Source organism: Arthrobacter senegalensis (assembly GCF_059091765.1).
On sequence record NZ_JBNHGZ010000005.1, the window covers coordinates 76,164 to 102,327 of the forward strand.

A 26,164-nucleotide genomic window follows, 5' to 3' on the forward strand; every position below is an offset into this window, starting at 1 on the left:
GTGCTTGCCTGCCGGTCGCCGGCCGCGGGCAGGCTGGGCGGTGTGAGGATAGCTATCGTTGCCGAATCGTTCCTTCCGCACATGAACGGGGTCACCCAGTCGCTGTTGCAGGTCATCGCCCACCTGCGCCGCCGCGGCGACGACGTCCTGGTGATCGCACCGGCGTCGTCCTGGCTGGAGGACACCGCCCCGGCCACGGTGGAGGGCTACCCGGTCCACCGCCTGCCGTCCATCCCGCTGCGCGGTTATCCCAACGTGCGGGTGGCGGCCGGAACCGTGGCTCGCCTCCGCCGCGTGCTGGCGGACTTCGGTCCGGACGTGGTCCACGTGGCGTCGCCCTTCATCCTGGGCTGGCGTGCGGTGCAGGCCGCAAAGCAGCTCGGCCTGCCCACGGTCTCCGTCTACCAGACCGAGGTGCCCGCCTACGCGGCCCGCTACGGCGCGCCCTGGCTGCAGGAGCTGCTGTGGCAGCGGGTGGAGAACATTCACAAGGCCTCCACCCTGACCCTGGCGCCGTCGTCGTTCGCCATGGAGCAGTTGCGCGGCCGCGGCATCCGCGTCCACCTGTGGCGCCGCGGCGTGGACACCAGCCGTTTCCATCCGGATAAGCACGACGCCGGCTGGCGGGCGTCCGTGGCGCCGCGCGGCGAACGGATCATCGGCTATGTGGGCCGCCTGGCGGCGGAAAAGCAGGTGGAGGACCTGGCCGTGCTGGCCGACCTAACCGGCACGCGGCTGGTGGTGGTCGGCTCGGGTCCGCTGAAGGAGGAGCTGCAGGAGAGGCTGCCCGGCGCCCACTTCGCCGGTTTCCAGGGCGGCGAAGACCTGGCCCGGCATGTGGCTTCCTTCGACCTCTTTGTCCACCCCGGCGAATCCGAAACGTTCTGCCAAACCATCCAGGAGGCCATGGCCAGCGGCGTGCCCGTCGTCGCTGTGGGCCGCGGCGGCCCGGTGGACCTGGTCGATCCCTCGCGGACCGGCTGGATCTACGAGCCCGGGAGGCTGGACCAACTGCGCGGGTACGTCCAGGATTTGGTGGGCGACGACACCAAGCGCCGCGCGCTGGGCAGGGCCGCCTTCGACTCGGTGCAGGGCCGCACCTGGCCGGTGCTCTGCGAGCAGCTGGTGGACTATTACCGGCTGGCCATCCGGGTCAAGCGCCGCGCCCTTAACCTCGAAGCCCGCGGCGTGCTCGGCTTTCTCACCGGGTGAAAGCTTCAGCCCGGCCCGGACCGGTGGACCCCCTCCCTGCCTCGACTAGGATGTGGCCATGCCAACAGAAACCGGTTCCGTCCCGCCCGACAGTGGCTCCTCCCTGCGACAGGAGCAGCGCGTGCCGACCGGACAGGAGCAGCGCGCTTCGGCCGGGCAGTCCGTGCCGGAGCGGCTGGCCGAGCAGTTCAAGTCCCTGGGTGTCGCCCGGACCTACGGAGAACCGCTGCAGGTGGGCGGCGACACCGTGGTGCCCGTGGCCATGGTCCAGTACGGATTCGGCGGCGGCGACTCCGGGGGAGCTGCCGGCGGAGGCGGCGGCGGGATGGCCGTTCCACTCGGCGCCTACATCGGCAACGGCACCGGACCCGCCACGTTCCGGCCAAACACGGTTGCGTTGTTCACCGTGCTGATCCCCCTGGTCTGGATCACCGGGCGGGCCCTGGCCCGCGTGGTCCGGGCCGCCAAGAAGTAGGCAGCGCCGGCCAGGGACAACGGCGCGGAAGCCGGTGCAGGCCGCGAGAACCGTGCCCGGCAAGCTTCCCTCCAAGAGCCCGCTCCCGCCTTGGCGGACCCTGCGTCGGGACCCTAGCGGACACTGCGGCGGGACCGTAGGCTCGAACATGACAGCCACCTACCGGAGAAGGACAGTCCCGATGAAACTGAGCCATATTCCCCTGCGCCTTTCCACCGGCGCGTTCATCCTCAACTCCGGTCTGGGCAAGCGGAACCTGGACCGAGACAGTGCCGCGGCGATGCAGGAAATGGGCAGCCGCGCGATCCCCCAGTTAAAGGAAATGGAACCCGAGAAGTTCGGCAAGCTGCTCGCGTACGGCGAGACCGCCCTCGGCGCCGCCCTGCTGCTGCCGTTCGTGCCCAGCCGGCTGGCCGGCCTGGGGCTGGCCGCATTCTCCGGTTCGCTGCTGGCCATGTACTTCAACACCCCCCACATGACCACCGAAGGCGGCGTCCGCCCCAGCTCCGAGGGCACCCCCGTGGCCAAGGACGTCTGGCTGCTCGGCATCGCGCTGGCGCTGATCCTGGACACGAAGGACAAGAAGCCGAAGGTCCTCACCACCCTGTAACTTCCGCGGCGCAGGACGACGGCGGAGCGTCCCCTCCGGCGTCGTCCTCCCCGTCCCCAGCGCCAGCGGCAGGTGCCGGACGCCGGTTTCAGCGTGAGATGATGGAAGCCATGGCCGCTCTCACTTTTCCGCTGGTTGACGTCAGCGAAATCATCCGGCTGGTGGGCGGCGCCGCCTTTGCGCGCGGCAAGATCTACGCCTCCGACGGCTCCGTTGCAGAACCCGTATGGGACCCCTCCGTCCGGCTGCTGACCGCCAAGGTCATTGGCACCGCCGCCCTGCCGTACCGCTGCCGGATTTACCTGGAAACCGGCAAGAGCGGGCAGTGGCGCCCGGCATCGTCCTCCTGCAGTTGCCCGGTGGGCGACGACTGCAAGCACGTGGCCGCGGTGCTCTTGGCCAGCAACAGCCAGCACCTCATCTCCAGCCAGGCCTTCGCGCGCGAGCCGGAACCGGCACCGGCCGGCTGGCAGGACTCGTTGGAGGGGCTGATCGGCGGAACGCCGGACCCCGCCCGGCAGGATACCGGCAAGCCGTCAAAGGCCAAGGCGAAAAGTACGTCTCCGCTCGGACTGCAGTTCGACCTCCTGGAACCCGGACGGCGGCAGGACCGCCAGTACCGGCCCTCGGGCCTCTCCCTGCCGCAGGCCTCCGCGCCGGGCCCGAACTGGACGCGCAAGGCCGGGAACCGGCTGCGCGTCGGGGTCCGTCCCGTGCTGCAGAACGAGACCGGGCGATGGATCCGCAGCAAGCTGCGCTGGAACACCATCAGCTACAAGACCTACGGCCTGCCGCTGGACCCCGAACAGCACCGCTGGTTCAGCCAGTTTGCACCGCTGCACCGGGCCACCGGCCTCACCTACTTCGGCGAAGACAACGACTGGCTCTTCCTCGACGAGTTCAGCAGCCCGCTCTTGTGGGAACTCTTCGCCGAGGCCAAGCGGCTGGGCATCGCCCTGATCGGCGCCAAGGCCGACACCGTCGTCGAGGTCCGGGAACAGGCCGTGATCGGCCTGGACGCCCACCGCGACGGCCCGGCCGACGCTTACGCTGACGCCGCCACTCCGGAAGCCGCCGCGGAAGCCCCCGCGGCCGAAGCCGCGGCGGAAGCCCCCACCCCGGAGACCGGCGGGGAGACCGGCCCCGCGACCGGCGACCTGGTCCTCACGCCGTCGCTGCGGATCGACGGGCGGGAACTGCCCACCGGGACGGCGGGCATCGTCGGCACGCACGGCGTCTACCACTACGCCGTCGACGGACAGACCGTCATCACGCTGGCCCCGACCGGGCATCCGGTGACCGACCAGGAAGCGAACCTGCTGCTCTCCGGCACCCCCCTGAAGGTGCCGGCCAGCGACGTCGAGCAATTCATGGAGCGCTACTACCCCGTGCTCAGCCAGCGCATCGCCGTCGTCAGCAGCGACGGTTCGGTGAGCTTCCCGGAGATCGTCCCCCCGGAGCTCGTGCTGACCGCCTCCTACCGAAAAGGCAACGTGCTGCAGCTCGGCTGGCACCTCGAGTACCGCCACGGGGACAAGCCGCTGCGCCTGCCGGTCGACGAGCAGCCCGACGGCAGCCACTACCGCGATCTGTCGGCCGAGCAGGACCTGCTGGAGGCGGCCGAGGCGGTGCCGGGCGTGGGCACGACGGCGGCGCGCACCCTCCGGGACATGGCAACCGTGGATTTCACCCGCTACGCGCTGCCGGCGCTCGAACAGCTCGACGGCGTGCGCGTGGACATTGTCGGCGACAAGCCCGACTACCAGGAACTCACCGAGGCACCCGAGCTGACCATCAGCACGGTGGAGACCGACGAGAGCGACTGGTTCGACTTGGGCGTCATGGTCCGCGTGGCCGGCCGCACCGTCCCCTTCGGGAACATCTTCAAGGCCCTGGCCCGCGGCCAGACGCGGCTGCTGCTGGTGGACAAGTCCTACCTGTCGCTGGAGCAGCCGGTCTTCGACCGGCTCCGCCAGCTCGTGGACGAAGCCCGCCACATGCAGGACCGGGAATCGGGCGAACAGCTGCAGATCAGCCGCTACCAGGCGTCCCTCTGGGAGGACCTGGAGGAAGTGGCCACCGAAACGGTGCAGGCGCGTACCTGGCGCGAATCGGTGCAGGGGCTGCTGGAACTGGAAACAGTCGAGCAGACCCCGCTGCCGGCCGGCCTTCACGCCGACCTCCGCCCCTACCAGGCCGAAGGCTTCAACTGGCTCGCCTTCCTGTGGCGGCACCGGTTGGGCGGCGTGCTGGCGGACGACATGGGACTGGGCAAGACGCTGCAGACCCTGGCCCTGCTGCTGCATGCCAAACAGCAGGGCGACCCGGCCATTGCCCGGCCGTTCCTGGTCGTGGCACCCACCTCGGTGGTGTCCAACTGGGTCAACGAGAGCCGGCGCTTCGCCCCCGACCTCCGGGTCGAGAGCATCACCGACACCCAGGGCCGCGGCCGGCCGCTGTCCGAGATCGCGGCGGACACCGACGTCATCGTCACGTCCTACACGCTGTTCCGGCTGGATTTCGACACCTACAAGGAGATGGACTGGGCCGGGCTGATCCTGGATGAAGCCCAGTTCGTCAAGAACCGCGCCACCAAGGTCCATCAGTGCGCCCGCGATCTGCACGCGCCCTTCAAGATGGCGATCACCGGCACGCCCATGGAGAACAACCTCATGGAGCTCTGGTCCATCTTCTCCATCGTCGCGCCCGGGCTCTTCCCGTCCGCGGTCCGGTTTGTGGACCAGTACCAGCGGCCGATCGAACGCAGCCAGGACAAGGAGCTGCTGCAGAAACTGCGCCACCGGATCAAACCGCTGATGATGCGCCGCAGCAAGGAGGCCGTGGCCGAGGACCTGCCCGAGAAGCAGGAACAGATCCTCGAGGTGGAGCTGACGCCCAAGCACCGGCGGATCTACGACACGCACCTGCAGCGCGAACGGCAGAAGGTGCTGCGGCTGGTCGAGGACATGGACAAGAACCGGTTCACGATCTTCCAGTCGCTGACCCTGTTGCGGCTCTTGAGCCTGGATCCCTCACTGGTGGATCCGAAATACTCGTCGGTCCCCTCCAGCAAGCTGGGCGTCCTGTTCGAGCAACTCGAAGACGTCCTCGGCGAGGGGCATCGGGCGCTGATCTTCAGCCAGTTCACCAGCTACCTCAAGAAGACCGCCCAGCAGTTGGACGCGGCCGGCATCGAGTACTGCTATCTGGACGGCTCCACCCGCCGCCGCGCCGACGTCATCGACACGTTCAAGAACGGCAACGCGCCGGTGTTCCTGATCAGCCTCAAGGCCGGCGGCTTCGGCCTGAACCTCACCGAAGCCGACTACTGTTTCCTGCTGGACCCGTGGTGGAACCCGGCCACCGAGGCACAGGCAGTGGACCGCACGCACCGGATCGGCCAGACCAAGAACGTCATGGTCTACCGGATGGTGGCCCGCGGGACGATCGAAGAGAAGGTCATGGCCCTGAAGGAACGCAAGGCCAAACTGATCGCCTCGGTGCTCGAGGACGATGCGATGTTCTCTTCCAAGCTCACCGCCACCGACATCCGCGGGCTGTTCGGCGAGTAGCCGGCGCCGGGCAGCACCTCAGCGCCTACTGCGTTTTAAGTGCCTCAGCGCCTACTGCGTCTTGATCTGCAGCAGCCGCCAGCCTTCGGGCACCTGCGCTTCGATCGCGGCCTTGGCTTCGGCATACGTGTCACCCTCGGCCGACAACTCCTTGGTTTCCACCGGCTGAATGATTCCCACAACTTTGACCACGGACTAAAGATATCTCCGCCCGCCCGGGCACCGCGGGATGCGGCGTGGTGCTTCCGCTCACGCCCGCCGCCGGGTGCGGCGCCAGCCGCGCCCTTCCCACCACGCGCCGGGCCAACCGGGTACGCGCCGCCCGCTCACGCCGGCCCGGCCCTTCCCATGGAGGCGGGGCCACCGAGCGCCGGGTGTTCCCGCAAGGCGTTTCCTCCCCCGGGCAGTCACTTGCCTCCGGCATGCCGGCGCCAGACCAGGTCCAGGCCCGCGTGGGCGCAGTCGATGTTCCAGTCCGTGTACTCCACGCCGAGCGCGTCCGGATGGTCGGAGGCGAATACCACCACTCCCGGGTAGTCCCGGATGAACTCCGACAGCATGTCGATTCCCTGCCGGTCCAAATCTGCGTCGAGCCGGTTCAGGACCAGCAGCGGCGGATCGCCCAGCGAGGCCCTCGCCAGCATCAGCCGGGCCAGCTCGGAGGTGGTCAACGGTTCGCCGCCGCGCTTGAGCTGGGTCTCCTCGCGCCGCTCCAGTTGCCCGATCCGGCCGGCGAGGCCGACGCGTTCCAGGGCCGCCGATCCGTCCTCCGGCGGGAGGTCGGGCCGGCGGTACCGCACGCTGCGGGCGATCGAGCCGCGCTCCACGTACATGCCCGCGGCGGCGTAGCCCACCAACTTCCGGCGAATGCGGCTGCCGCTTTCCAGCAGGTGCCGGCCGCCCACCAAGGCCACCGCGTGCGGGTCGCTGCGGATCCCGACCAGTGTCTCCAGGGCCCTGGTCCCGGCCGCCGGATCGGCGGTACGGATTCCGATCCGCGCGCCAGCGCCGGCCGACAAGGGCGGCACCGGGCAGTTCCGGCAGGCGGCCAGGCCCTCCACCAGCACGGCCCCGCCGTCGCGGGAAACCGCCGGGACGGTTGCCTCCGCCGCTGCGCCGGACGCTGCCGTCCCGGTCGCGGCCCCCTCACTGGTTCCGGACCGGGCTGCCGGGCGCCGTCGTCGGGCATCCCGCGCCGCGGCGGCCACCGCGAGGGCCGGACCGAGAATGCGCCGCGCGGCCCGGAAGTTTTGCCGGTATTCCACCACCCGACCCAGGTCCGTGACGGGCGCGGAGATCATCCCCACGATGGTCAGCCCGGCGGCGATGCTGGCCGTGGGCACCGCCTGCCAGGTTCCGACCGCGGCCACGGCGGCGCCGGCGAGCGAGGCGGCTGCCGCCGCCGCCCCGCGGATGTAACCGGCGGCGGCGGCGCGGTGCACGGCCGCGTCCACCACCTTCCGCCCGGCCTTGTCGATCTGCCTGACCTCCCGGTCCTCGCCGCCGGCGGCACGGATGGTGCCGGCGGCAATCACCGTGTCGGCGAGCCGGGCGGCCAGCCGCCCCCGGTGGCGGCGCAAGGCGCCGGCGCGCCGGAACGCCGGCCGGGACAGCAACGCCAGCCCGGCGGCCAGCAGCACCAGGGGAACGACGACGGCGAACGCCAGCACCGGAGACAGGAACCACAGCGCCACCGTGGTTCCCGCGATCAGCGGGATGCCGACCGCCAGCGGCGCGATGCCCAGCGCGATCCAGTTCCGCACGCTGGAGAGGTCGTTGGTACTGCGCGCGATGGTCACCCCCGGCGACGGTCCGCGGTCGGTGGCCAGGGCGGAGGCCACCAGTCCCTTGCGGATCTCGTGGATGTAGTCCTGCCCGAGCTTTTCGGCCAGGACGCGCTCGAGGGCCCGTAGGCCGCCCAGCGCCAGCGCCGCGGCAGCCAGGCCGAGGGCGGGCGGCAGGATGCCGGCAGCATCCGGCGCGGTGCCGCCGAGCAGCCGGGTCATCAGCAGCGCGCTCGTCCCGGCGGCCGCGGCCATCAGCAGGCCGGTCCCCAGCAGGGCCGCCATCAGCCAGCGGCGCCGGCCGCGCAGCAGCTGGGGCAGCCGCCCGTCGGCAGGCGGCGGATCTTCCCGCGGTGAGTCCGCCCGATTCCGTGCGGCCGGCGCGGCCTTGGCCACCCGGGCCGTCACTGTTACCTCCGCTCCGGCAGCAGCTGCAGGGCCGTCGCCGGGTCGCACAGGTCGTAGGTGTTGATCACCGGGGCATCAATGACGCCGGCTGCTTCCCGGGCGGCCAGCGGCGAGGCGGTCAGCAGGCCGGAGACCGCGGGCACGCTGACGCCGGCGTCGCGCAGGACGGCCACGCCGGCGGTGGCGCCCAAGGCGTCGGCCGCGGAGAACACCACGTGGTCCACGGCGGCATGGAAGACCGGGTCGGCCAGCAGCCGGGCCGTTTCGCCCTGATAGACGCCGTCGGCAATTTCCACCACCACCACGTCGGTCTCGGAAGTGGTCAGCGCGTCGATCAGGCTGGTGAGCAGGCCGCGCACGCGCTCGTAGTCCAGCAGGTAGGTGGTCGGGAAGCCGAAGTCGGTGAAGTCGAGCACTTTCGCGGCTCCGGCATCGGCGAACAGCAGCGGGTCGTTGCCGGCGCCGGTGCCGGTGGCCTTTCCCGCGGACACGTGCAGGCCGGCCGCGGTCAGGCCCTTGACCAGGCAGCCAAGCGTGGTGGACTTGCCGGAGTTCATGGACGTGCCGAGCACGGCAATGACCGGCGGCCGGCCCGGCAGCGCGGTGCCGGCGCCGATCGAGTGCGGCGCCAGGTCGGCAAGGTTGACCGCGCGCCCGTCCCGCGCCAGCAGGCCGATGGGCTGGATGCGGGTGGCCCTGTCGATGCCGGCGTGCTGTTCCAGCACCCGCGCCGCCAGTCCGCCCCCGGCCACCAGCGAGCATTCGGACAGGTCGGCGGGTACCACCGCCAGGAACTGGTCCGGCGCGTACCGGTTGCCGTAGGCCACCAGGATCTCGTCGCCGACGAACATTGCCTGCCGCCGAGAGGCCGGGCTCTCCAAACGGGTGTGCTTGCCGATCTCGACCACCCGGGCCAGCACCACGTCGCCGGCGGCCGGGGCGGCCTGGAGCAATTGGTAGCCGGTGGCGTCGAGGCAGAGGCGCTCTGCCAGGAACCGGGTGGTGTACGCCTTCTTGGCCCGGCGCAGCCGCTGCGGGTCCACCGGAGCGGCCGCCGGGCCGAAAAGCTCCTCGGCCGCACCGACGGTCGATGCGGCAACGGAGAAAACCTCCGCCGCCGCGCCGGCCGCCGGTGCTGCAGGGGTGCCGAGTGCTTCGAGTCCTGTTGTTCCAGCGGTGCCTGCGGGGAAGTCTGTGATGGTCATGGCCTGCTCCTTGGTTGTTGGGTGCGTCAGGAATGAGTCAACACATCCGCGATGAAACGAACATGACAGCCGCATGAGGGCTTTCTCATGAACCGTTTACCCTGCGGTTACCCGCGCTCCCCGCGCCGTTCAGTCCACCGCGCCTGAAAGTCCCCCAGCTTCGGGAAGCCGCATCCGGGCCGGCGCGGACCGCCGCCGGGCTATGGTTGATCAGGGGACACGTCACTGTGGGAGCCGTCCCGTCCACCGGGCAAGAAGGGGAAGAGTGCTGGCACTGGTACGTCACGGGCAGACCGACTGGAACGCTGAGGGCCGGCTGCAGGGGCATACGGATGTGCCGCTCAACAGCGTGGGCAGACGGCAGGCGCTGGACGCCGGCAGTTGGCTCGCCGAGAGCGATTGGAACGTCCTCGTGTCCTCGCCGCTGGGCCGCGCGATGGAGACCGCCCGCCTTATCGGCAGCCGGGTGGGGCTGGAGTTGGCGGAAACCGTGCCGGACCTCTCGGAGCGCGACTACCGCGGAATCGAAGGCACCGTGCTGCGCGGCCTGGAACGGCCGGAGATCGACGCGCTCATGCGGCAGGCCGAGCCCGAACGCGAGGTGGCCGCGCGGGGCGTAGCCGGCCTGCAGGAAGTGCTCCGCACCTACCCGGGCCGCAACATCATCGTGGTGGCCCACGGCACGATCCTGCGGCTCACGCTGAATCTCCTCCACGGCACGCCGCGGGGCTACATCGCCAACGGTGAGACCGTGCGATTGGATCCCGACCTGGTGCTCGGCTACCGGGCGGACCCGGACCAACTGGCCGCCGCGCGCTTCTGACCGGACCGGTGCTCGGGTTCCGGCCGCCAAACGGTGACGGGGCCGAACGGGTGATGGGGGCGGGCCACCAGCTGCCGTGGAGCGGCCAGGTTCCTAGCTCCCGTCCAGGTGCCGGTGCAGGACGGCCGCCGCATGCGCGGACAGTTCCTCCCGCGGTGCGCACCAGTCCACCCAGCGGTGCAGGAAGGCGGTCACCTCGCCCGGGTCAACCGGCTCCAGTCCCCCTTCGGCCAGCACGGTTTCGCTGATCAGATCCAGCTTGACCGGGCTCACCCGGGTGAGGCGTCCGCCGTCGTAGTCCCAGCCGTAGCCGAGAACGAGGTTCAGCATGGCGCGTTCGGCGGGCGAATCGCGCCCGGTCTCCCGCACATAGCGGGCGGCCGTCTCCTCGATTTCCTCCTGGCGGAGCGCCTCGAGTTCTTCTTCCCGGACAGGCCCTGGTTCACCGCCGCCGGACGGCAGCGCGCCGGCGGCGGGCGCGTCGGCGGCCTCGGCCCCGGTGCCCGCCACAGTTGTCCCCGCCACTGCCCCTGCCCCCGCCTCGGCGTCGTCGAGCTCGGCATAGTCCTCGTCGGAGAGCCAGTCTTCGCTCTCGTCCTCGGTGTCGTCCGCGAGCTCGATGATCGTCCGCAGCCACGCCTGGGCCACCCAGCGGCGCGCACCGAAGTCCTCGTCCACCATGTGCTCCGGCAGGTCCGTCGAGGCATCCAGTCCTTCCCAGGCGTCCAGCGCGGCGCCGGTCAGGTCTGCGTCCGCGTCGAGCACCAGCCCGGCTTCCTGGGCGTCCGCGTTCAGGTCTTTGAGCGCGGCGGCCGGATCGTCCACGAGCCCGGTTTCCATCACCGTGCCGCCGAAGATGTTGCCGTCCAGCAGTGCCAGCAGCCCCACCTTCTCGGTGCCGGTGGTGAATTCGAAGAGCATGTTGGCTTCGTCGCCGAAGACGTCCGCATAACGGTGCAGGGCCGTCACAGCCACCGGATGCTTGGCCCATTCCGGCTCGGTGAACCCGTCGGCCACCAGCCGGTCGGCCAGGGTTTCGGCGTCGCGGCGCATGTCCGGACGATCGATCAGGAAGGCCAGCGCGCGCAGCATCGGCACGGTCCCGGGGCCGGTTCGGTCCTCGGCCAAATCCAGCCAGCCGTAAAACAACTCATGACGGCGCTGCTGGCCGGATGCGTCGGCCGTGTCCCACAGGTCCAGCAGGTAACCGGCCAGGGAATGGGCGTCGATGGGGCTGGGCGAGTCCAGTGTGTCGGCGAACGGCCGTTCCAACTCGCGGTAGAGCTCCAGCAGCGGGTCGCCGGCCGGCCCGCCCTGCCGGCCACCGAACCGGCTGTTCTTCAGCTTTTTCGGCTTGCGCTTGCGGCTCACAGGGCTCATGGCACGAGTGTGCCACGACCGCCGCCGCGAAGGTACCACCGGGCGGGCCCGCGGCCGCGGCGCGTATCGGCTCACAGGCCGCGCATTCCGCAGAGGACCCGTGCGGAACGTCCGCCCCGGATGTAAGACTGGCCGCATGCCGTTTTACCAGGACCCCTCCGCCACCGAACCGCTGACGGCCATTCCCCTGGTCCAGCGCACCAAGAGATGCTTCCAGCTCGCGGCGCCGATTTTCTACCGGGCGGAAACAACCTCCCCCGTGGTCCGGATCGAGGCGCACGATCTCTCCGCCGGGCTCGAGCACAATTCCACCGACCTGGCGTCGGTGCCCACCTGGATGTGGGGACTCATCGCCAGCTACGGACGGCAGACCGCTCCGGCCCTGCTGCACGACCAGCGCACGACGATGTGTTCCAGCATGCCGGGCGAGCAGGGGCTGCAGTTGCGCCGCATCTACGACGAGGAATTCCGCCGCGCACTGCTGGACACCGGGGTGGCGGCCTTGCGTGCCCGGCTGATGTGGGCGGTCGTGACGGTCCAGGCTTACCTTCAGTATGCCGGTGCCCGCGGCCGGCTGCTGACGGCGTCCGTCGGGGCAGGTGCCGTCGGGCTGCTGGCCGGCGCCGTGCTCGCGGCAACCGGCGCCGGCCTGGTGCCCCTGGCCGCGGCTGTCCTCCTGACCGGCGCCCTCTGTTTGGCTTGGAGCCGCGACTGGGCGGTGGTCGCCGTCCTGGCTCCGGCGTTCGCTTTGTTCTCGCCCGTGCTGGCCGCAGCCGCCGCCGGGGCCCTGCTGCTCTGGGTCTGCGAAACGGCGTGGTGGGCAGCGGGCAAACCCTTCGCAAAGCGCCCCGATCCGCCACCCGTCGTCGGACCCTTGGCCCGGACAACTCAACCGTGAGCCCCGGCGGTATTTCGGGGCTCCCGGGCGCGCTCCCTGGGCCGGCTTCCCCGCCCGGAACCGGTGCCGGCCAGCCCCCCAAAGCGCCGGTTTGGTTTGATTGGCAAAACCAAACGGAAACGGCTAAACTTGAGGCATGCCCGCCAGCTCCCGCAAACAGCCCGATCCGGGCGTCATGATCCGTGACGCCGTGGCTCAAGTGGTGCGCTGGGCATCCCATGCGGAGACGCGAAAACAGCTGTTCGACCCGCGCGAGGTTGGCCTGACGCCCACCGACGTGGCCTTGCTCGAGTACATCGACGACAACGGCCCCGTCCGGGTCTCGGAACTGGCCTCGCAGCAGGGCGTGGACAAATCCACCATGACCCCGCAAGTCCGCCGCCTGGAGGACAAAGGGCTGGTGGACAAACAGTCCGATCCGGACGACGGCCGGGCCACCCTGGTGACGGCGTCCACGGCCGGACGGCGGATGCACCGGAACATCGGCAAGGCCGGCGCGGCCGTCGTCGATGAAATCCTGGCGGATTGGTCCGACGAAGACCGCGAAGCTTTTGCCCAATTCTTTACCCGCTTCGCCGAGCAACTGCTGCGCGGTGAAGCGTCCACCCGAAGCGACTCAGAAAGGAACACGACCGGCGATGTCATCGAAGGCTCTTGAGCAAGGTGGCAAACACGATCTGCATACGCTTTCTACACGGTTGACCGCAACCCGGCAGCTGCTGACCCAGAAAGTACGTACCGCCGGTTTGCTGTTCCCGCTGCTGACCCTGGCCGGTACGGCCGTGTTCTGGTCCATCGTCTGGCTGCTGGACACCGCCCCCGTCCACGCCCTCTCCCCCGTGAACGCGTTGCTGCGGATCTACGGCACCGGGATCGCGGTGATCGCCACGATGGTCATCGTCGGCGCCTCCGTCTGGCTGATCGTCAAGCGGTTGGGCTACGCCGACAGGTTCACCGAGGTTCTGTTCGAGCATGCCGACGACATGGGGCCGGTTCCGGCCGCGTCCGGCAGCCTGGCACGGAGCGCCACGGCGCCGGCGGCCGGCAGCACCATGTCCCCGGCGGCCGGCAGCGCCTTCGCTGCGCTGCCGTCCGCGGCTCCCCGACTGCAGCTTGAGGCCGCACGCACCGACGCCGATGCGCGGCCGGTCTACGCACTCGCTGCCCCCACGGCGCAAGCCGAAGCCATCCCCGGCGCCCCGGCTGCGGCGGCACCGGGCGGGGAAAAGCCTGCCGTCGCCGAAAACCGGGCGACAGACCCAGCGACGGGATCGGCCTGCACCGCCCCGCCGCTGGCCAAGGGCAACCCGCTCAAGAAGGGCAAAGGCCGCCGGAAGTAGCGGCCCCACCATCCAATGGCCGGCGTCAGCGAACGGGCGCCGGCCATTATTCTTGCCAAACGCCGCCCGCTGCCCGGGCGGAGCTTCGCGGTTGCCGGTCAGCCCCGGGACGGATCCAGCTGGGCGGCGGCCGCCGCCTGGAGGTCCGGGTCGCCGGTGGCCATGGCATACAACCCATAGTTGATCGGACCGGCCGAAACCAGTTCGGCACAATGCTCGGCCAGCCGCTGCGGCACCCGGCCGCCCGCTTCCCGGAAGGTCCGCACGGTCATTTCGAAGGCCTCGGGCGTGGACATCATGTAGTGCAGGCTGAAGTCCAGGGCCGGATCCCCCACCCTGGCGCTCGTCCAGTCCAGCACCGACCGGATCTCGGCGTTCTCGTCCAGCAGCAGGTGGGCCGGGTACAGCTCGCCGTGGCTGAAAGCGGTGAAGTCCGGCCAATAGCTGTCGTCTCCCAGCCAGGCGTCCCACCGTCGCAGCAGGTCCGCCGCCACCCGGAACTCCGATCTCACCTTGTCCAGGTTGGTTCGCATCTCTTGACGGACCTCGGCAGCCGTCAAAGCCGGGATGCCGGCCTGCCGCGCCTCGTCCGCGCTGATGCGCTGCAGCTGGGCGATCAGCCGTCCCAACGACGCGCAGTAGGCGGGAGACTCGCGGTCGAAGTGCCAGACGGGCTCCCCGTCCTCGAGCGTCAGGCCCGGCTCGCCCGGCAGTTCGGGGTAGGCGATCAGGCCACGGTTCCGGATCCGCCAGTCCGGCACCGCGGCGGAAATCCTGTTTTTGACCAGGTTCAGGATGCTGGCCTCGTCGGACATCTTCGATGCGACGTCAGGCCGCCGCGGGATCCTGAGCACCCACCTCTTGCCGTCATGGGCGGTGGCATAGGCCACCAGGTAGTCCAGCCCTGCTTCGTTGAACCGGACGGAGCGTGGATCGATGGCCAGCCCGTTTTGTGCGGCGAGGTCGGCGACGGAGTCCGGCGTGTAGTCGTGCGCTGCGCTCATGGGTACCTCCGGTCGGCTGTGTGCCACTGTAGCCACAAGCCCGCGCGGAGGCCATGCCAGCCCGCCACGGCGCCTGCCCGGCCCTTAATGCCCCCGCCGTACCGCCGCCATCACTGCGGCAAGCACGACGGCGGTGCCCCGCCCCGCGTGGGGAGGCACCGCCGTCGACGGTTCCCGGAGGACGGCCGTCCTCTTCGGTCAGCCGCGGTCCGAAACGTCGTCGGCTGCCACTCCCTGGCGCAGGGTGGCGCCGCGGAAGAACTCCGGGTTGCGCCGGTACATGAGCACCATCAGCACCGCCCCGAGCAGGATCACGCCGCAGCCGAGCACAAATACCAGGCCCAGGCCGCCGATCGAAGAACCGGAACCGTAGGCAGGATCCATCGAGTCCACGGCCGTCTGCACGAACATCACCAGCAGGATGACCCCTCCCAGCAGCGGCGCCAGGAACTTGAGCCCGAAGCCGCGCAGCGAGGCGAAGGCATCGGCCCGGAAGTACCAGACGCACGCCAGGGCGGTGACGCCGTAGTAGAAGCAGATCATCATGCCCAGCGCGGTGATGGTGTCCCACAGCGCGTTCTCGGACATGATCCGGGTGACGGTGTAGAAGCCGCCGGCCGCCACCGCGGCCGCGACGGTGGCGTAGCTGGGCGACTTGAACCTCGGGCTGATCGTGGCGTAACCGGCCGGCAGCGCCCGGTAGTGGCCCATGGCGAGCATGGTCCGGGCGGGCGAGACGAAGGTGGACTGCAGCGACGCGGCCGAACTGCTCAGCACGGCCAGGGACATCAGGATGGCGAACGGTCCCATCACCGGACCGGCGAGCGTGGCGAAGATGCTCTCCTGGTTCTCCGGGTTGCCGGCGCCCAGGCCCTCGGTGCCCACGCCGGCGTAGGCCAGCACGGCCAGTGCCACGGTCATGTAGATCACGACGATGACCATGATGGTTGCCGCGGCGGCACGGCCCGGCGTCTTTTCCGGGTCTTTCGTCTCCTCGTTCATGGTGAGGGTGACGTCCCAGCCCCAGAAGATGAAGATGGACAGCGAGATGCCGGCTGCGAAGGCCGAGAAGGATTCGACGCCGAACGGGTTGAACCAGTCGGCGGAGATCTCCAGCGCGTCGAACGCGGTGCCTCCCGCCACGTGGCCGAAGGCGGCCACGGCGAACCAGACGAGCACCACCACCTGGAACGCCACCAGCACGTACTGGAAGGTCTTGGTGGTTTCCATGCCCCGGTACGAGATCCAGCAGGCCAGTCCGATGAAGATCCAGGTGGTGGCGATGTTCAGCGGCAGGTTGTTGGTCAGGTCGGCGAGCGCTGCGTTGCCGGTGAGCTGGGCGAGCATCAGGTAGAAGAAGTCGACCGCCACCGCCGCCAGGTTGGAGAGCACGATCACCGTTGCGGCGATCAGGCCCCAGCCGCCCATCCAGCCCACCCAGGGACCGAAGGCACGGGTGGCCCAGGTGAAGGACGTGCCGGAATCCGGCATGGCGTTGTTCAGTTCCCGGTAGCCGAGGGCCACCAGCAGCATCGGGATGAAGCCCACCAGGAAAATCGCCGGCAGGTGCACGCCGACCTCGGCGATGGTGGGGCCGAGCGCCCCGGTCAGCGTGTACGCCGGGGCAATGCAGGAGACGCCGATGACGACGGCGCCGAGCAGGCCGACCGAACCGGATTTCAGGCCCTTCCGGCTCAGTCCGCCCGCGGTACGCCCGGGCTTGGTGATGGTAGTGGTCATGGTCATGCCTCCTTGCGGCCGGCGCCGTCGGAATCTTCAGGCCCCGTGGGCTCGCCGGGATCTTCGGTAAGTTGTGGGGCGCCCAGGTAGCCGCGCGGGACCACCACCATGGGCACCGGCAGCGCGCGCAGCACCTTGCTGGCCGTCGCCCCGAGGAACATGCGGTTGTGCGGCGCCAGCCGGCTGGAGCCGATCAGCATCACTTCGCCGTCGTCCCACTCCAGCGCGTCGATGGCGTCTTCGATCGAGCGGCCCTCGGCGACGCCGGCGGTCACCCGGCCGGGCAGCACCACTTCTGCCTCTGCCAGCCGTTCCTTCACGTGGGTTTCGGCGCGGGATACCGCGTCCGCGTCGGAGGAATCCAGCGGCACCAGCGAGAGCAGTCGCAGGTTTAGGCCCCGCTGGTGGCCGGCGTTCAAGGCGACCTGCATGACCTCGTCCGCCCCGGCCCGGTTGCCGATGCCCACCGTGATCCGCGAGACGGAGTCGGTGCGCCGGTAGCCGCGCGGCGCCAATGCCACGGGGACCGTGGACGCGTGGAGCAGTCCGCTGGCGACGGTGCCGACGCTGAAGCGGCGGAAAACACTGTTGCGCCCGGCACCGATCACGATCAGCGCCGCGCCGAATTCCTCGGCGGCGGCAATCAGGCCCTCGGCGTTGGAGTCGGCCGGGCGAACATGGGCGCGGGCCGGCACGTCGTCGGGCACCAGGTCCAGTCCCTCGGCCAGCCACTGCCGGATCTGGTCGGAGAGGATCCCGCCGAAGCCCGATTCGGGCCGCGGATAGGCGCCCGAGTAGGGCGAGGATTCGGGCAGCACCATGACCAGGTCGAGGCTGCCGCCCTGCCGGCGGGCCAGCGCCGTCGCGAGGTTGACCGCCTCGCGTCCGCTGTCCGTGGCGGTGTAGGCAACAACATAACGCCGCATGCCTAGCCCTCCCGGCCGGCAGCAGGGACGAGCTCACCGGCGTCGGCCGTGTGTGCCGCGAGGATGCGGGCGGCGGTCGCGCGGCCCATCCGCACTGCGCCGTCCACGTGCTGGTAGCCGGCGCCGGCCAGATCGGAACAGGACCAATGGATCGGTCCGACCGGGGTCGACTGGTCCTTGCCGTAGCGGGACAGGCCGCCCAGATCGTAACTGGAGGCGTAGGCGCCGCGGGTCCATTCCTCTGACCCCCAGTCCGACTCGTAGTACACCACCGGGGCCAGCGCGGCCGGGCCCAGGTAGTCGGCGATTGCGGAGAGGATCGCGGCCTTGCGCTCCCCCGCGCTGAGTTCGAACATCGCGTCTGCCTTCTCATCGCTCACGAAGCCGACCAGGGTGCCGCGCGAGTCGCCGTGGTTGGTGTTGTCGTACACCTCCTGGACCACCGAGTTGGCGCCGAAGCACGTTCCCGAGAGGCCGTCGGCCCGCCAGAACGGCGTTTCGTAGACGGCGTGGACCTTGATCACCAGGCCCAGGGACTGGTGCTGGTGCATCTGGTGCTGCCGGCGCGGCAGCGGCGGGTCGTAGGAGACACGCGAATACAGGTTCGGCGGCACGGCCATCACGGCGTAGCGGGCCTCCACGGTGACGCCGTCCGCGGTGGCGGTCACGCCGTCGTCGTTCCAGCTCAGCGCGCGCACGGGTGCGTTGAGCACGACGTCGTCGCCCAGTTCGGCGGCCAGGCGCACGGAGACCTCCTGCATGCCGCCCACCACGCGCTTGTCCAGGATGAATTCGTCGTCGACCAGGTTGCTGAACGAGCCGGCGGACGCGGCCATCAGCACCGCCTGCAGCACCGAGAACGAGTGCGCCGGCTTGGTCAGCATGCCGCCGGCCACGAACAGGCCGATGTTGTTGCAGGCTTCCTCGTCCGCGGACTGCTGGCGCAGCCACTGGTCGAAGGAGATGGTGTCCAACTCGCGGGCCTTGGGGTGGGACCACGGTTCGTCGGCGCCGACCTCGCCGGCCAGGGCGTCCAGCAGCCCGATCAGCCGGTTCATCTCGGACTCCGTGGAGGCGCTGACCGGGAACATGGCGCCGGTGTAGCGCTTAGCTTCGCCCGTGGGGTCCAGGTAGATGCTCTCGCCGTCGCGGTAGCGGCTGTAAGTCTCGAGCCCCAGCTCGTCGAGCAGCTCCAGCAGGGCCGTCTGGTCCGGTGAGACCCACTGTCCGCCGATTTCGAGCATGGCTTCGTCCACCACGTCGGTCCAGGTGCGGCCGCCCACGCGGTCACGCGCCTCCAACACGGCCACGGACATGCCCGCCCGCTTCAGGTCCCGGGCCGCGGTCAGCCCGGAGGGCCCGGCGCCGATGACTACTACGTCCCGCTTCAACTTGCTCACTGTGTTCAACTCCCATTCGTGCCGTGGCGGGCCGGCCGCTTGGTGCCTGGCCCCGCCCGCTAAATGAACGACATTCATTTAGCGTCAACACTGTAACCCGTGCCACAGCGTTTTGAAAACCGGTGCCTCCACGGACGTTCGGAAAGCGTTGCGTAGGATGGCCCTACAGGCCGCACCGCCGCGGCCCGCACGGCCGAGGGAAGAGGGAGCCCGTGGTAACAGCACGCCCAGCCGGCGAGGACGCCTCCGTCCGGAACGGGAACCGCCCCGCCGGACGCCCCGTGCAGAAACTGCTGTCCAAGGAACTGATGACGACGGCGGCGCTCGGCCTGATCGAATCGCGCGGCTACGAGGGGCTCACCATGTCGGCCCTGGCGCGCACCCTCGGGGTGGCACCCTCCGCGCTCTACAACCACGTGGCGTCGAAGCACGACGTGCTGCTGCTTCTTCAGGACCACGTGATGGCCGGCGTGGACGTGAGCGTGTTTTCCGACCTTGAGTGGGCGGACGCGGTGCGCCGCTGGGCGTGGTCCTACCGCGACGCCTTCACCCACCACGCCCCGCTGATTCCCGTGATCGCGGTGCTGCCCGTCACCGGCGCACCGCACACCCTGGCCATGTACGAGGCCGTCACCGCCGGCTTCTTGAAGGCCGGCTGGCCCGAGCCGCAGGTCGTGCCGGCGATCGTGGCCCTGGAGTCCTTTATCTTCGGGTCGGCCTTCGATGTGACCGCGCCGGCGGACATCTTCGAATCGGGCGAGCTCGCCGCGGCGAACCCGGCCTTCACCTCCGCCGTGCGCTCGCAGGATGCCGGCCCCTCTGGCTCGGCTGCGGACGCGGCCTTCCGGCTGGGCCTCGAGGCGCTGATCGCCGGCCTGGAGATGCAGCTCGAGGCCGCCCGCTCCGCCTGACCCCCTGGTTGAACCCCCTGCGGGAGCCGACAGTGGGGGAACGGCGGCGGCTGGGCGGTCCTTTTTTCGACGACCGGAAGCGGGTCTTCCGAGCGGCGGAAGGGCGTCTCATCTGCGCCCGCCTTTTCCGCAGGAAAAACCATTAAGCCGCAGCAAACGTGCATCGTTTACCCACCGGGGGAAGCATTCCGCGGCAGGTGTCGCAGGATTGGCAAAAGCCGGCCATTTCGGGGCTTTCGGCTTGCTAATTTTCTTGAAGAGCTGGCGAGGTGCCAGCCGGCCGCTGGCCAGAATGCCAGCGATTCAATCGCACAGGAGTTCTCATGCTTTCCATCATCGCCACCCTCCAGACCCTCGGTTTCACCGTGAAGAACCGCCTGCAGCGCGAGGAGACCGGCGCCACCGCCGTCGAATACGCCCTCATGGTTGGCCTCATCGCCGTCGTCCTCATCGGCGGCCTGACAATCTTCGGCCCGCAGCTGAGTGACTTCTTCGAGGGCCTGGGCAAGAAGTTGAACATCACCGGCGGCACCACCGCTCCGGCCGGCGGCGAAGGATAAAACGTAATCACCTCCTGGGTGGCTGGGGCGGCGGCACCGTTCGCTCCCGTCCCAGCCACCGAACCGTGAAAGAGCAACACATGAAGCGCATGACATCGGAACGCGGAGCGGCAGCCGTCGAGTTCGCCCTGGTCTTGCCCGTTCTGTTGTTGCTGCTGCTGGGGATCGTCGAGTTCGGCCGCGTCTACAACGCTCAAATGCAGCTCACCGCAGCTGCACGGGATGGCGCGCGCGTCATGACCATCAACAGCACGGCGTCCAGCGCGGCGGAGTCCCGGGCGGCAGTGATCACCTCGGCCCCTGCACTGCACCCGCGGATTGCACCGGAGCAAGTCACCGTCGCCGTTTCCCCCAGTGCCACCGGGGTCTGTGCTCCGGGATCGGTCGCCACAGTCACCGTGGCCTACCCCATGGCTTTTCTCTCCGGCCTCTTCGGGGCCAGCATCACCTTGACCGGCAAAGGAGTCATGCAGTGCAGCGTCTGAGCGACGAACGCGGCGCCACCGCCGTCACCACCGCCCTTTTCATGGTGGTCCTGCTCGGCATGGCCGCCGTCGTCCTCGACATCGGGGCGCTGTACTTCGAGCGCGCCCAGCTGAAGAACGGCGCCGACGCCGGCGCGCTGGCCGTCGCCCAAAACTGCGCGGCAGGCCACTGCGCTGCTGACTTCACGGCCCTCGCCACCTCGCTCGCTAGCCAGAACGCGAACGACGGCCTGGCCAACGCCAGCGTCCAACTGGACCCCGCCGCCGCCACCGCCACGGTCACCACCACCACGCGGTCTTCGGACGGCCACTTCCTGGCCCAACACTTCGCGCCGATCCTCGGCCTGGACGACTCCGCCTCCATCACCACCGAATCCCGGGCCCGCTGGGGAGCCCCCGTCGCCGGCACAGCAGTCCTCCCCATCGCCATCTCCTACTGCCAGTTCCTGGGCATGCTCGACGGCGGCCTGCAGCGGGTGGAATTCAACCCCAACGGGCTGACAAACACTGGATGTTCCAGCTCGACGGTGCCGGGCAGCACCGGGGCGGCCTACACGATTCCGGGCGGCTTCGGCTGGCTGAAGCAAGATCCGGCCCGCCCGTGCCAGGCCAAGATCAACCTCGGCGCGACCGGCCTTCCGGGCTTCCCCGTCGATCCTGAAGTGGCCAGCGATACGGGTAACGACGTGCCGTCCTCCTGCAAGCAGACCAACATGCTGCAGCAGATTGCCGGCACCACCGTCCTGTTGCCGCTGTATGACAAGGTCGGTGGCCAGGGGACGAGTGGCTGGTACCACATCATCGGGTTCGCTGGCTTCAAGGTCGCCGGCTGGAACTTCAGCAGCACGTCCCATAACAACCTCAGCCCGGCCTCGGTGCAGTGCACCGGCAACTGCCGGGCACTGATCGGCGAGTTCGAAACGTTCGTGACGCTCGACGCCGGCGAACAAGACTTCATCTTCGGCGGCGCCAACAACACCTTCGGCGCCTCCCTCGTCACGCTTGTCCATTAGGAGCACCGTCGGTGAAAAAGAGAATCATAGGGGCCCTGGCGGCGCTGCTGGTGGCCGTCGTCGGAACCACGATGGTCCTCGCCTACATCGGCAGCGCCGATCAGCGTGCTCTGGCCGGCACCGAGACGGTGGAGGTCCTGGTGGTCGCAGAGAATGTGCCGGCAGGCACCCCCGGCGAAGAGCTCGGCGCGTATGTTGCGGCCGAGCTCGTTCCGGCCAAGGTCGCGGCGGCCGGGGTGGTAACGGACGTGCAGAAGCTGGCCGGACAGGTCGCCACCGTCGACCTGATCGCCGGGGAACAGCTGCTGGCCGCCCGCTTCGCCCCGCCCGCGGACCTGCAGGAACCGGGAACCGTGGCCGTCCCGAAGGGCATGCAGGAGGTCTCCATCTCCCTGGAGCCGGCACGCGTGGTCGGCGGGCAGTTGCAGGCCGGAGACACCGTGGGCGTCTTCATCTCGCTGGAAAACGGCCCCGAAAATACCGCACACGTCACACACTTGGAGCTGCATAAGGTCCTGGTCACCCGGGTCCAGGGCGTGGCGGTTGCCGCCGAGTCCGGCGATGCCACCGTTCCCGCCAACAACGTGCTGGTCACCCTGGCGGTCATGGCACCGGACGCCGAAAAGATCGTGTACGCCCAGGAGTTCGCCCGCACCTGGCTCTCGAAGGAACCGGCCGACGCCAGCGAAAAGGGAACGCGCACGGTGGACAGCGACGAGGTCTACGAATGAGCCGCTACGTACTGGTGGGCACCGACGCCGACTTCGAACAACGCTTCGCCGCCGCCGCGGTAGGTTCCCTAGCCGGCCATACCCAGCTGTGGAACGGCGCGGGCCTCCCCACCGAACCCAACGATGTCTTCGCCGTGCTGTCCAACCCGCAGCTCCTGGATGCCGTGGTGCTTGGCCCCGGGCTGGCCACCGGTCAGGCGCTGGCCCTGGCGGCCGAATTCGAATCCCAGCGGCCCGAGATTTCGGTGCTGCTGGTCGCGGCGCCGAGCCCCGACGTCGTGCTGGCCGCCATGCGTGCCGGCATCCGCGACGTCGTGGCTCCCGGCGCCGATGTCCGCGATATCGCCGCACTGCTGCACCGCGCGGTACGCAGCGCCAGCCACCGGCGGCACAGCGTACCCTCGTCCGATGGCCAGGCCGCGAACGGCCGCGTCCTCGCCGTCGTCTCGCCCAAGGGCGGCGCCGGGAAGACCACGGTGGCGACCAACCTCGCCGTCGGGCTGGCTGCCGCCTCGGAGCAGCAGACCGTCATCGTCGACCTGGACCTGCAGTTCGGCGACGTGGCCAGCGCGCTCTGCCTGGAGCCGGAACATTCCCTGGTCGACGCCGTGCAGCCGCACGCACAGAAGGACAGCATTGTGCTCAAGTCTTTCCTGGCCCGGCACCCCAGCGGGCTGTATGCGCTGTGTGCACCGCCGTCCCCGGCCGATGCCGACCAGGTCACCGGCGAGCAGGTATCGCTGCTCCTCGACCAGTTGGCCGCACAGTACGCGCACGTCATCATCGACACGTCCCCGGGGCTGTCGGAGCACACGCTGGCCGCGCTGGATCGCGCCACGGACTATATCTTCGTGGGCGGCATGGACGTTCCCAGCATCCGCGGACTCCGAAAGGAGCTCGAAATCCTGCGCGAGCTGGGCATGGAACCGCTCACCCGCCACATCGTGTTGAACGGGGCGGATCCGCGCGACGGGCTCACCCGCCGCGATGCGGAGACCACCCTCGGCTGCAAAGTCGACGACGTCATCCCGGACACCCGCGCGGTCCGGATTTCCACCAACCAAGGCGTGCCGGTGCTCGAAAGCGCCCCGCGCGATCCTGCGGCCCGCGCCTTGCACAAGGTGGTGGACCGCTTTGCCCCCGCCCCGGCCGGCCTGCTCAAGCGCCGCGGTCGTCACCGAAGAGGATAGCCATGAACCTTGCCCAACGGCTTCAGGCAGTGCACGGCACCGCCCCGATAGCTCCCCCCGCCCGCCACCATGCCGCCGCGCCCGCTGCCCCCGCCACCACCGCGCCGGCACCGGCTGCTTCCGCATCCGCTGCTCCGGCGACGACGACGGCGGCGGCGGCGGCGACGCCGACTCCCTCCGCCGCGGCCGCGGCGCAGCCGGCCTCTGCCGGCCGCACGGCTCCCCCGGCCGCCCTTCCCCCGGCGCAGGATGCCCTGTCCAAGATGAAGGAACGTGCGAGCAAGGTCCTCTTCGAACGCATGGGATCACGGCTGCTGGATGCTTCCCTGGACGAGGACAAACTGCACCTCGTGGTGCAGCAGGAGCTTGCCAAGGTTGTCGAGGAAGAAGAAAATCCGCTCAGCCACCTGGAGCGCCAGCGCCTGATCCGTGAGGTCAGCGACGACGTGCTCGGCTACGGTCCGCTGCAGCCGCTGCTGGAGGATCCGGACGTCTCCGAAATCATGGTGAACGGACCCGACATGATCTACGTGGAGCACAAGGGCAAGCTCTCGCGCAGTTCGGCCCGCTTCCTGTCCGAGGACCAGCTGCGCCGCGTCATTGAACGCATCGTGTCCAGGGTCGGCCGCCGGATCGACGAATCGTCGCCGCTCGTCGACGCACGTTTGGCCGACGGCTCGCGCGTGAATGCGGTCATCCCGCCGCTGGCAGTCAACGGGTCCTCCCTGACCATCCGGAAGTTCGCCGCCGACCCCTTCCAGGTCCAGGACCTTATTGGTTTCGGTACGCTCTCCCCGGAGATGGCCGCGTTGTTGGACGCCTGCGTCCGGTCACGGCTGAACATCATCGTCTCCGGCGGCACCGGTACCGGAAAGACCACGCTGCTCAACGTGCTCTCCTCCTTCATTCCGGCCGGCGAACGCATCGTCACCATCGAAGACGCCGTGGAACTGCAGCTGCAGCAGGACCACGTAGTCCGGCTGGAAAGCCGCCCGAGCAACATCGAGGGGAAGGGCGCGATCACCATCCGCGACCTCGTCCGCAACTCGCTGCGCATGCGCCCGGACCGGATCGTGGTGGGCGAGGTCCGCGGCGGAGAAACACTGGACATGCTCCAGGCCATGAACACCGGGCACGACGGATCGCTGTCCACGGTGCATTCGAACTCCCCCCGGGACGCCATCGCGCGCCTGGAGACCCTGGTGCTGATGGCCGGGATGGACCTGCCCCTGCGCGCGATTCGGGAACAGATCGCCTCCGCGGTGGACGTCATCGTTCAGTTGACCCGCCTGCGCGACGGTACCCGCCGGGTCACGCATGTGACCGAGGTACAGGGCATGGAAGGCGACATCGTGACGCTGCAGGACGCCTTCGTCTTCGACTACAGCGCCGGTGTGGATGCCAGCGGCAGGTTCCTGGGCAAACCCATGCCAACCGGAGTTCGTCCGCGGTTTACCGACCGGTTCCGGGAACTGGGCATCGACCTGCCGGCCGACATCTTCGAGCCGGCCGCCGGCCCGTTGCGCCCGCAGGCGGCAACGCGATGACCCCGGCGGTCCTGGTTATAGGAATGCTGTGTTGCTACGGCTCGCTGGCCCTGCTCGTATGGGCCGCCTTCGGCACGCGGTCCCTGCGGCTTTCGCCGTCCCGCCGTGGCGCCCCGGAACAGGGCTCCCGGCTCAGTGACGTGGCCGCCCGCTCCACCGCTGCCATCGAACGGCTCCTGGCCCGCCGCCGGGAAGCCCCGGCGATGGCCGGCGCCCTCGAAGCCGCCGGGCTGAGGCTCACCCCCGCCGAACTGGTGGTCCTGGTTTTGTCCGGCGCCGCGGTCGGCGCGGCCCTCGGAATTATGCTCGCGGGACCCGCCGCCGGCTTGCTCCTGGCCGTTGCGGCCCCGGCCGTCGCCAAAGGGGTCCTGGTCTTCCGCGCCGGCCGGCGCCGGACGGCCTTCGCTGACCAGCTCGACGACACGCTCCAGCTGCTGGCCAGCGGACTGCGTGCCGGCCACAGCCTGCTGCGCGCCGTGGACGCGGTCTCCGCCGAATCGGCGGCACCGACGTCCGAAGAGCTGCGGCGGGTGGTCAACGAAACGCGGCTGGGCCGAGACCTCGGCGAATCGCTGCACGATACCGCCGACAGGATGGGCAGCGAAGACTTTCACTGGGTCGCCCAGGCCATAGACATCCACCGGGAAGTGGGTGGCAACCTGGCCGAAGTCCTGGACCAGGTGGGCCAGACGATCAGGGAACGCTCCCAGATCCGGGGCCAGGTCAAGGCGCTCAGCGCCGAAGGACGGATCTCCGCCCTGGTCCTGATGGTCCTGCCCTTTGGACTCAGCGCGTTCCTGTTCGTGTCCAGCCCCGGCTATCTGGACAGTTTCACCCAGAGCCCGCTCGGTTTCTCCCTGCTGTTCGTGGCCGGAGCCCTGCTCGTCGCGGGCGGGCTGTGGATGCGCAAAGTCGTCAGCTTCAAGTTCTAAAGTTCAGCACCGTAAGTA

The 26,164-nt window shown here is 69.5% G+C and carries 24 protein-coding genes; 16 read left to right on the plus strand and 8 right to left on the minus strand.

Features of this window, described 5'->3' with window-relative positions:
• The first annotated feature begins 42 nt into the window (after positions 1–42).
• From AC5RVG_RS14950 to AC5RVG_RS14965, 4 genes are all read left to right on the plus strand, one after another.
• The gene (locus tag AC5RVG_RS14950; RefSeq protein WP_494014446.1) at positions 43–1,212 is read left to right on the plus strand and encodes a glycosyltransferase family 4 protein; all 1,170 of its coding nucleotides are present in this window, start codon (positions 43–45) and stop codon (positions 1,210–1,212) included.
• A 58-nt stretch (positions 1,213–1,270) separates the two neighbouring features.
• Positions 1,271–1,687 carry a hypothetical protein gene (locus AC5RVG_RS14955; protein ID WP_494014447.1) on the plus strand — a complete coding sequence of 139 codons (417 nt, stop codon included), beginning with the start codon at positions 1,271–1,273 and terminating at the stop codon, positions 1,685–1,687.
• A gap of 181 nt (positions 1,688–1,868) precedes the next feature.
• Positions 1,869–2,297, plus strand: a complete 429-nt coding sequence (locus AC5RVG_RS14960) for a hypothetical protein (protein WP_494014448.1) — start codon at positions 1,869–1,871, stop codon at positions 2,295–2,297.
• A gap of 110 nt (positions 2,298–2,407) precedes the next feature.
• A complete protein-coding gene (locus AC5RVG_RS14965; protein WP_494014449.1) occupies positions 2,408–5,869 on the plus strand; it encodes a DEAD/DEAH box helicase in 3,462 nt (1,153 codons plus the stop codon).
• A gap of 51 nt (positions 5,870–5,920) precedes the next feature.
• On the opposite strand, the gene AC5RVG_RS14970 is transcribed toward AC5RVG_RS14965, so the two are convergent.
• From AC5RVG_RS14970 to AC5RVG_RS14980, 3 genes are all read right to left on the minus strand, one after another.
• Positions 5,921–6,061, minus strand: a complete 141-nt coding sequence (locus AC5RVG_RS14970; RefSeq protein WP_494001544.1) for a hypothetical protein — start codon at positions 6,059–6,061, stop codon at positions 5,921–5,923.
• Positions 6,062–6,276: 215 nt separating this feature from the next.
• Positions 6,277–8,061 carry an ABC transporter transmembrane domain-containing protein gene (locus AC5RVG_RS14975; protein WP_494014450.1) on the minus strand — a complete coding sequence of 595 codons (1,785 nt, stop codon included), beginning with the start codon at positions 8,059–8,061 and terminating at the stop codon, positions 6,277–6,279.
• 2 nt (positions 8,062–8,063) lie between these two features.
• Positions 8,064–9,266 (minus strand): P-loop NTPase family protein, encoded by a 1,203-nt coding sequence (locus AC5RVG_RS14980; protein ID WP_494014451.1) that lies wholly within the window; start codon positions 9,264–9,266, stop codon positions 8,064–8,066.
• Between the two features lie 265 nt (positions 9,267–9,531).
• Between AC5RVG_RS14980 and AC5RVG_RS14985 the strand changes: the two genes are divergently transcribed.
• Positions 9,532–10,089 carry a histidine phosphatase family protein gene (locus tag AC5RVG_RS14985; RefSeq protein WP_494014452.1) on the plus strand — a complete coding sequence of 186 codons (558 nt, stop codon included), beginning with the start codon at positions 9,532–9,534 and terminating at the stop codon, positions 10,087–10,089.
• A 93-nt stretch (positions 10,090–10,182) separates the two neighbouring features.
• Here the strand turns inward: AC5RVG_RS14985 and AC5RVG_RS14990 are convergent, their stop codons facing one another.
• Positions 10,183–11,469 (minus strand): hypothetical protein, encoded by a 1,287-nt coding sequence (locus tag AC5RVG_RS14990; protein ID WP_494014453.1) that lies wholly within the window; start codon positions 11,467–11,469, stop codon positions 10,183–10,185.
• A 136-nt stretch (positions 11,470–11,605) separates the two neighbouring features.
• Between AC5RVG_RS14990 and AC5RVG_RS14995 the strand changes: the two genes are divergently transcribed.
• The 3 genes from AC5RVG_RS14995 to AC5RVG_RS15005 all read left to right on the plus strand — a co-directional run bounded on the left by AC5RVG_RS14995 (position 11,606) and on the right by AC5RVG_RS15005 (position 13,707).
• On the plus strand, positions 11,606–12,367 hold the full coding sequence (locus AC5RVG_RS14995; RefSeq protein WP_494001550.1) for a DUF1353 domain-containing protein: 762 nt from the start codon (positions 11,606–11,608) through the stop codon (positions 12,365–12,367).
• A 136-nt stretch (positions 12,368–12,503) separates the two neighbouring features.
• Positions 12,504–13,025, plus strand: a complete 522-nt coding sequence (locus tag AC5RVG_RS15000) for a MarR family winged helix-turn-helix transcriptional regulator (protein WP_494001551.1) — start codon at positions 12,504–12,506, stop codon at positions 13,023–13,025.
• A 40-nt stretch (positions 13,026–13,065) separates the two neighbouring features.
• Positions 13,066–13,707 (plus strand): hypothetical protein, encoded by a 642-nt coding sequence (locus AC5RVG_RS15005; protein WP_494014454.1) that lies wholly within the window; start codon positions 13,066–13,068, stop codon positions 13,705–13,707.
• 98 nt (positions 13,708–13,805) lie between these two features.
• Here the strand turns inward: AC5RVG_RS15005 and AC5RVG_RS15010 are convergent, their stop codons facing one another.
• The 4 genes from AC5RVG_RS15010 to AC5RVG_RS15025 all read right to left on the minus strand — a co-directional run bounded on the left by AC5RVG_RS15010 (position 13,806) and on the right by AC5RVG_RS15025 (position 18,777).
• Entirely contained in the window at positions 13,806–14,711 is a 906-nt protein-coding gene (locus tag AC5RVG_RS15010; protein ID WP_494014455.1) for a macrolide 2'-phosphotransferase, read from the minus strand.
• A 198-nt stretch (positions 14,712–14,909) separates the two neighbouring features.
• Positions 14,910–16,451, minus strand: a complete 1,542-nt coding sequence (locus AC5RVG_RS15015; RefSeq protein WP_494014573.1) for an APC family permease — start codon at positions 16,449–16,451, stop codon at positions 14,910–14,912.
• 2 nt (positions 16,452–16,453) lie between these two features.
• Positions 16,454–17,377 carry a universal stress protein gene (locus AC5RVG_RS15020; protein ID WP_494014456.1) on the minus strand — a complete coding sequence of 308 codons (924 nt, stop codon included), beginning with the start codon at positions 17,375–17,377 and terminating at the stop codon, positions 16,454–16,456.
• A 2-nt stretch (positions 17,378–17,379) separates the two neighbouring features.
• On the minus strand, positions 17,380–18,777 hold the full coding sequence (locus AC5RVG_RS15025; RefSeq protein ID WP_494014457.1) for a flavin monoamine oxidase family protein: 1,398 nt from the start codon (positions 18,775–18,777) through the stop codon (positions 17,380–17,382).
• Between the two features lie 212 nt (positions 18,778–18,989).
• Between AC5RVG_RS15025 and AC5RVG_RS15030 the strand changes: the two genes are divergently transcribed.
• The 8 genes from AC5RVG_RS15030 to AC5RVG_RS15065 all read left to right on the plus strand — a co-directional run bounded on the left by AC5RVG_RS15030 (position 18,990) and on the right by AC5RVG_RS15065 (position 26,146).
• Positions 18,990–19,688: a TetR/AcrR family transcriptional regulator C-terminal domain-containing protein gene (locus tag AC5RVG_RS15030; protein WP_494014458.1), complete on the plus strand. Its 699-nt coding sequence runs from the start codon at positions 18,990–18,992 to the stop codon at positions 19,686–19,688.
• Positions 19,689–20,011: 323 nt separating this feature from the next.
• Positions 20,012–20,248 (plus strand): Flp family type IVb pilin, encoded by a 237-nt coding sequence (locus tag AC5RVG_RS15035; RefSeq protein WP_494014459.1) that lies wholly within the window; start codon positions 20,012–20,014, stop codon positions 20,246–20,248.
• 80 nt (positions 20,249–20,328) lie between these two features.
• Positions 20,329–20,733 (plus strand): TadE family protein, encoded by a 405-nt coding sequence (locus AC5RVG_RS15040; protein ID WP_494014460.1) that lies wholly within the window; start codon positions 20,329–20,331, stop codon positions 20,731–20,733.
• Positions 20,721–21,746 (plus strand): pilus assembly protein TadG-related protein, encoded by a 1,026-nt coding sequence (locus AC5RVG_RS15045; RefSeq protein WP_494014461.1) that lies wholly within the window; start codon positions 20,721–20,723, stop codon positions 21,744–21,746. Before AC5RVG_RS15040 ends, AC5RVG_RS15045 begins: the two co-directional genes overlap by 13 nt.
• An 11-nt stretch (positions 21,747–21,757) precedes the next feature.
• Positions 21,758–22,477, plus strand: coding sequence for a Flp pilus assembly protein CpaB (gene cpaB, locus AC5RVG_RS15050; protein ID WP_494014462.1), 720 nt, complete (start codon positions 21,758–21,760; stop codon positions 22,475–22,477).
• Positions 22,474–23,667 carry a CpaE/TadZ family protein gene (locus AC5RVG_RS15055; protein WP_494014463.1) on the plus strand — a complete coding sequence of 398 codons (1,194 nt, stop codon included), beginning with the start codon at positions 22,474–22,476 and terminating at the stop codon, positions 23,665–23,667. The genes cpaB and AC5RVG_RS15055 overlap by 4 nt, the downstream gene beginning before the upstream one ends.
• Before the next feature lie 2 nt (positions 23,668–23,669).
• Entirely contained in the window at positions 23,670–25,214 is a 1,545-nt protein-coding gene (locus tag AC5RVG_RS15060; RefSeq protein WP_494014464.1) for a TadA family conjugal transfer-associated ATPase, read from the plus strand.
• On the plus strand, positions 25,211–26,146 hold the full coding sequence (locus tag AC5RVG_RS15065; RefSeq protein ID WP_494014465.1) for a type II secretion system F family protein: 936 nt from the start codon (positions 25,211–25,213) through the stop codon (positions 26,144–26,146). Before AC5RVG_RS15060 ends, AC5RVG_RS15065 begins: the two co-directional genes overlap by 4 nt.
• Positions 26,147–26,164: the final 18 nt, after the last annotated feature.

Coding starts and splice junctions, on each gene's coding strand:
- AC5RVG_RS14955 (WP_494014447.1), top strand. CDS start 1,271: ATGCCAACAGAAACCGGTTCCGTCCCGCCCGACAGTGGCTCCTCCCTG.
- AC5RVG_RS14960 (WP_494014448.1), top strand. CDS start 1,869: ATGAAACTGAGCCATATTCCCCTGCGCCTTTCCACCGGCGCGTTCATC.
- AC5RVG_RS14965 (WP_494014449.1), top strand. CDS start 2,408: ATGGCCGCTCTCACTTTTCCGCTGGTTGACGTCAGCGAAATCATCCGG.
- AC5RVG_RS14980 (WP_494014451.1), bottom strand. CDS start 9,266: ATGACCATCACAGACTTCCCCGCAGGCACCGCTGGAACAACAGGACTC.
- AC5RVG_RS14990 (WP_494014453.1), bottom strand. CDS start 11,469: ATGAGCCCTGTGAGCCGCAAGCGCAAGCCGAAAAAGCTGAAGAACAGC.
- AC5RVG_RS14995 (WP_494001550.1), top strand. CDS start 11,606: ATGCCGTTTTACCAGGACCCCTCCGCCACCGAACCGCTGACGGCCATT.
- AC5RVG_RS15000 (WP_494001551.1), top strand. CDS start 12,504: ATGCCCGCCAGCTCCCGCAAACAGCCCGATCCGGGCGTCATGATCCGT.
- AC5RVG_RS15010 (WP_494014455.1), bottom strand. CDS start 14,711: ATGAGCGCAGCGCACGACTACACGCCGGACTCCGTCGCCGACCTCGCC.
- AC5RVG_RS15015 (WP_494014573.1), bottom strand. CDS start 16,451: ATGACCACTACCATCACCAAGCCCGGGCGTACCGCGGGCGGACTGAGC.
- AC5RVG_RS15020 (WP_494014456.1), bottom strand. CDS start 17,377: ATGCGGCGTTATGTTGTTGCCTACACCGCCACGGACAGCGGACGCGAG.
- AC5RVG_RS15035 (WP_494014459.1), top strand. CDS start 20,012: ATGCTTTCCATCATCGCCACCCTCCAGACCCTCGGTTTCACCGTGAAG.
- AC5RVG_RS15040 (WP_494014460.1), top strand. CDS start 20,329: ATGAAGCGCATGACATCGGAACGCGGAGCGGCAGCCGTCGAGTTCGCC.
- AC5RVG_RS15055 (WP_494014463.1), top strand. CDS start 22,474: ATGAGCCGCTACGTACTGGTGGGCACCGACGCCGACTTCGAACAACGC.
- AC5RVG_RS15060 (WP_494014464.1), top strand. CDS start 23,670: ATGAACCTTGCCCAACGGCTTCAGGCAGTGCACGGCACCGCCCCGATA.
- AC5RVG_RS15065 (WP_494014465.1), top strand. CDS start 25,211: ATGACCCCGGCGGTCCTGGTTATAGGAATGCTGTGTTGCTACGGCTCG.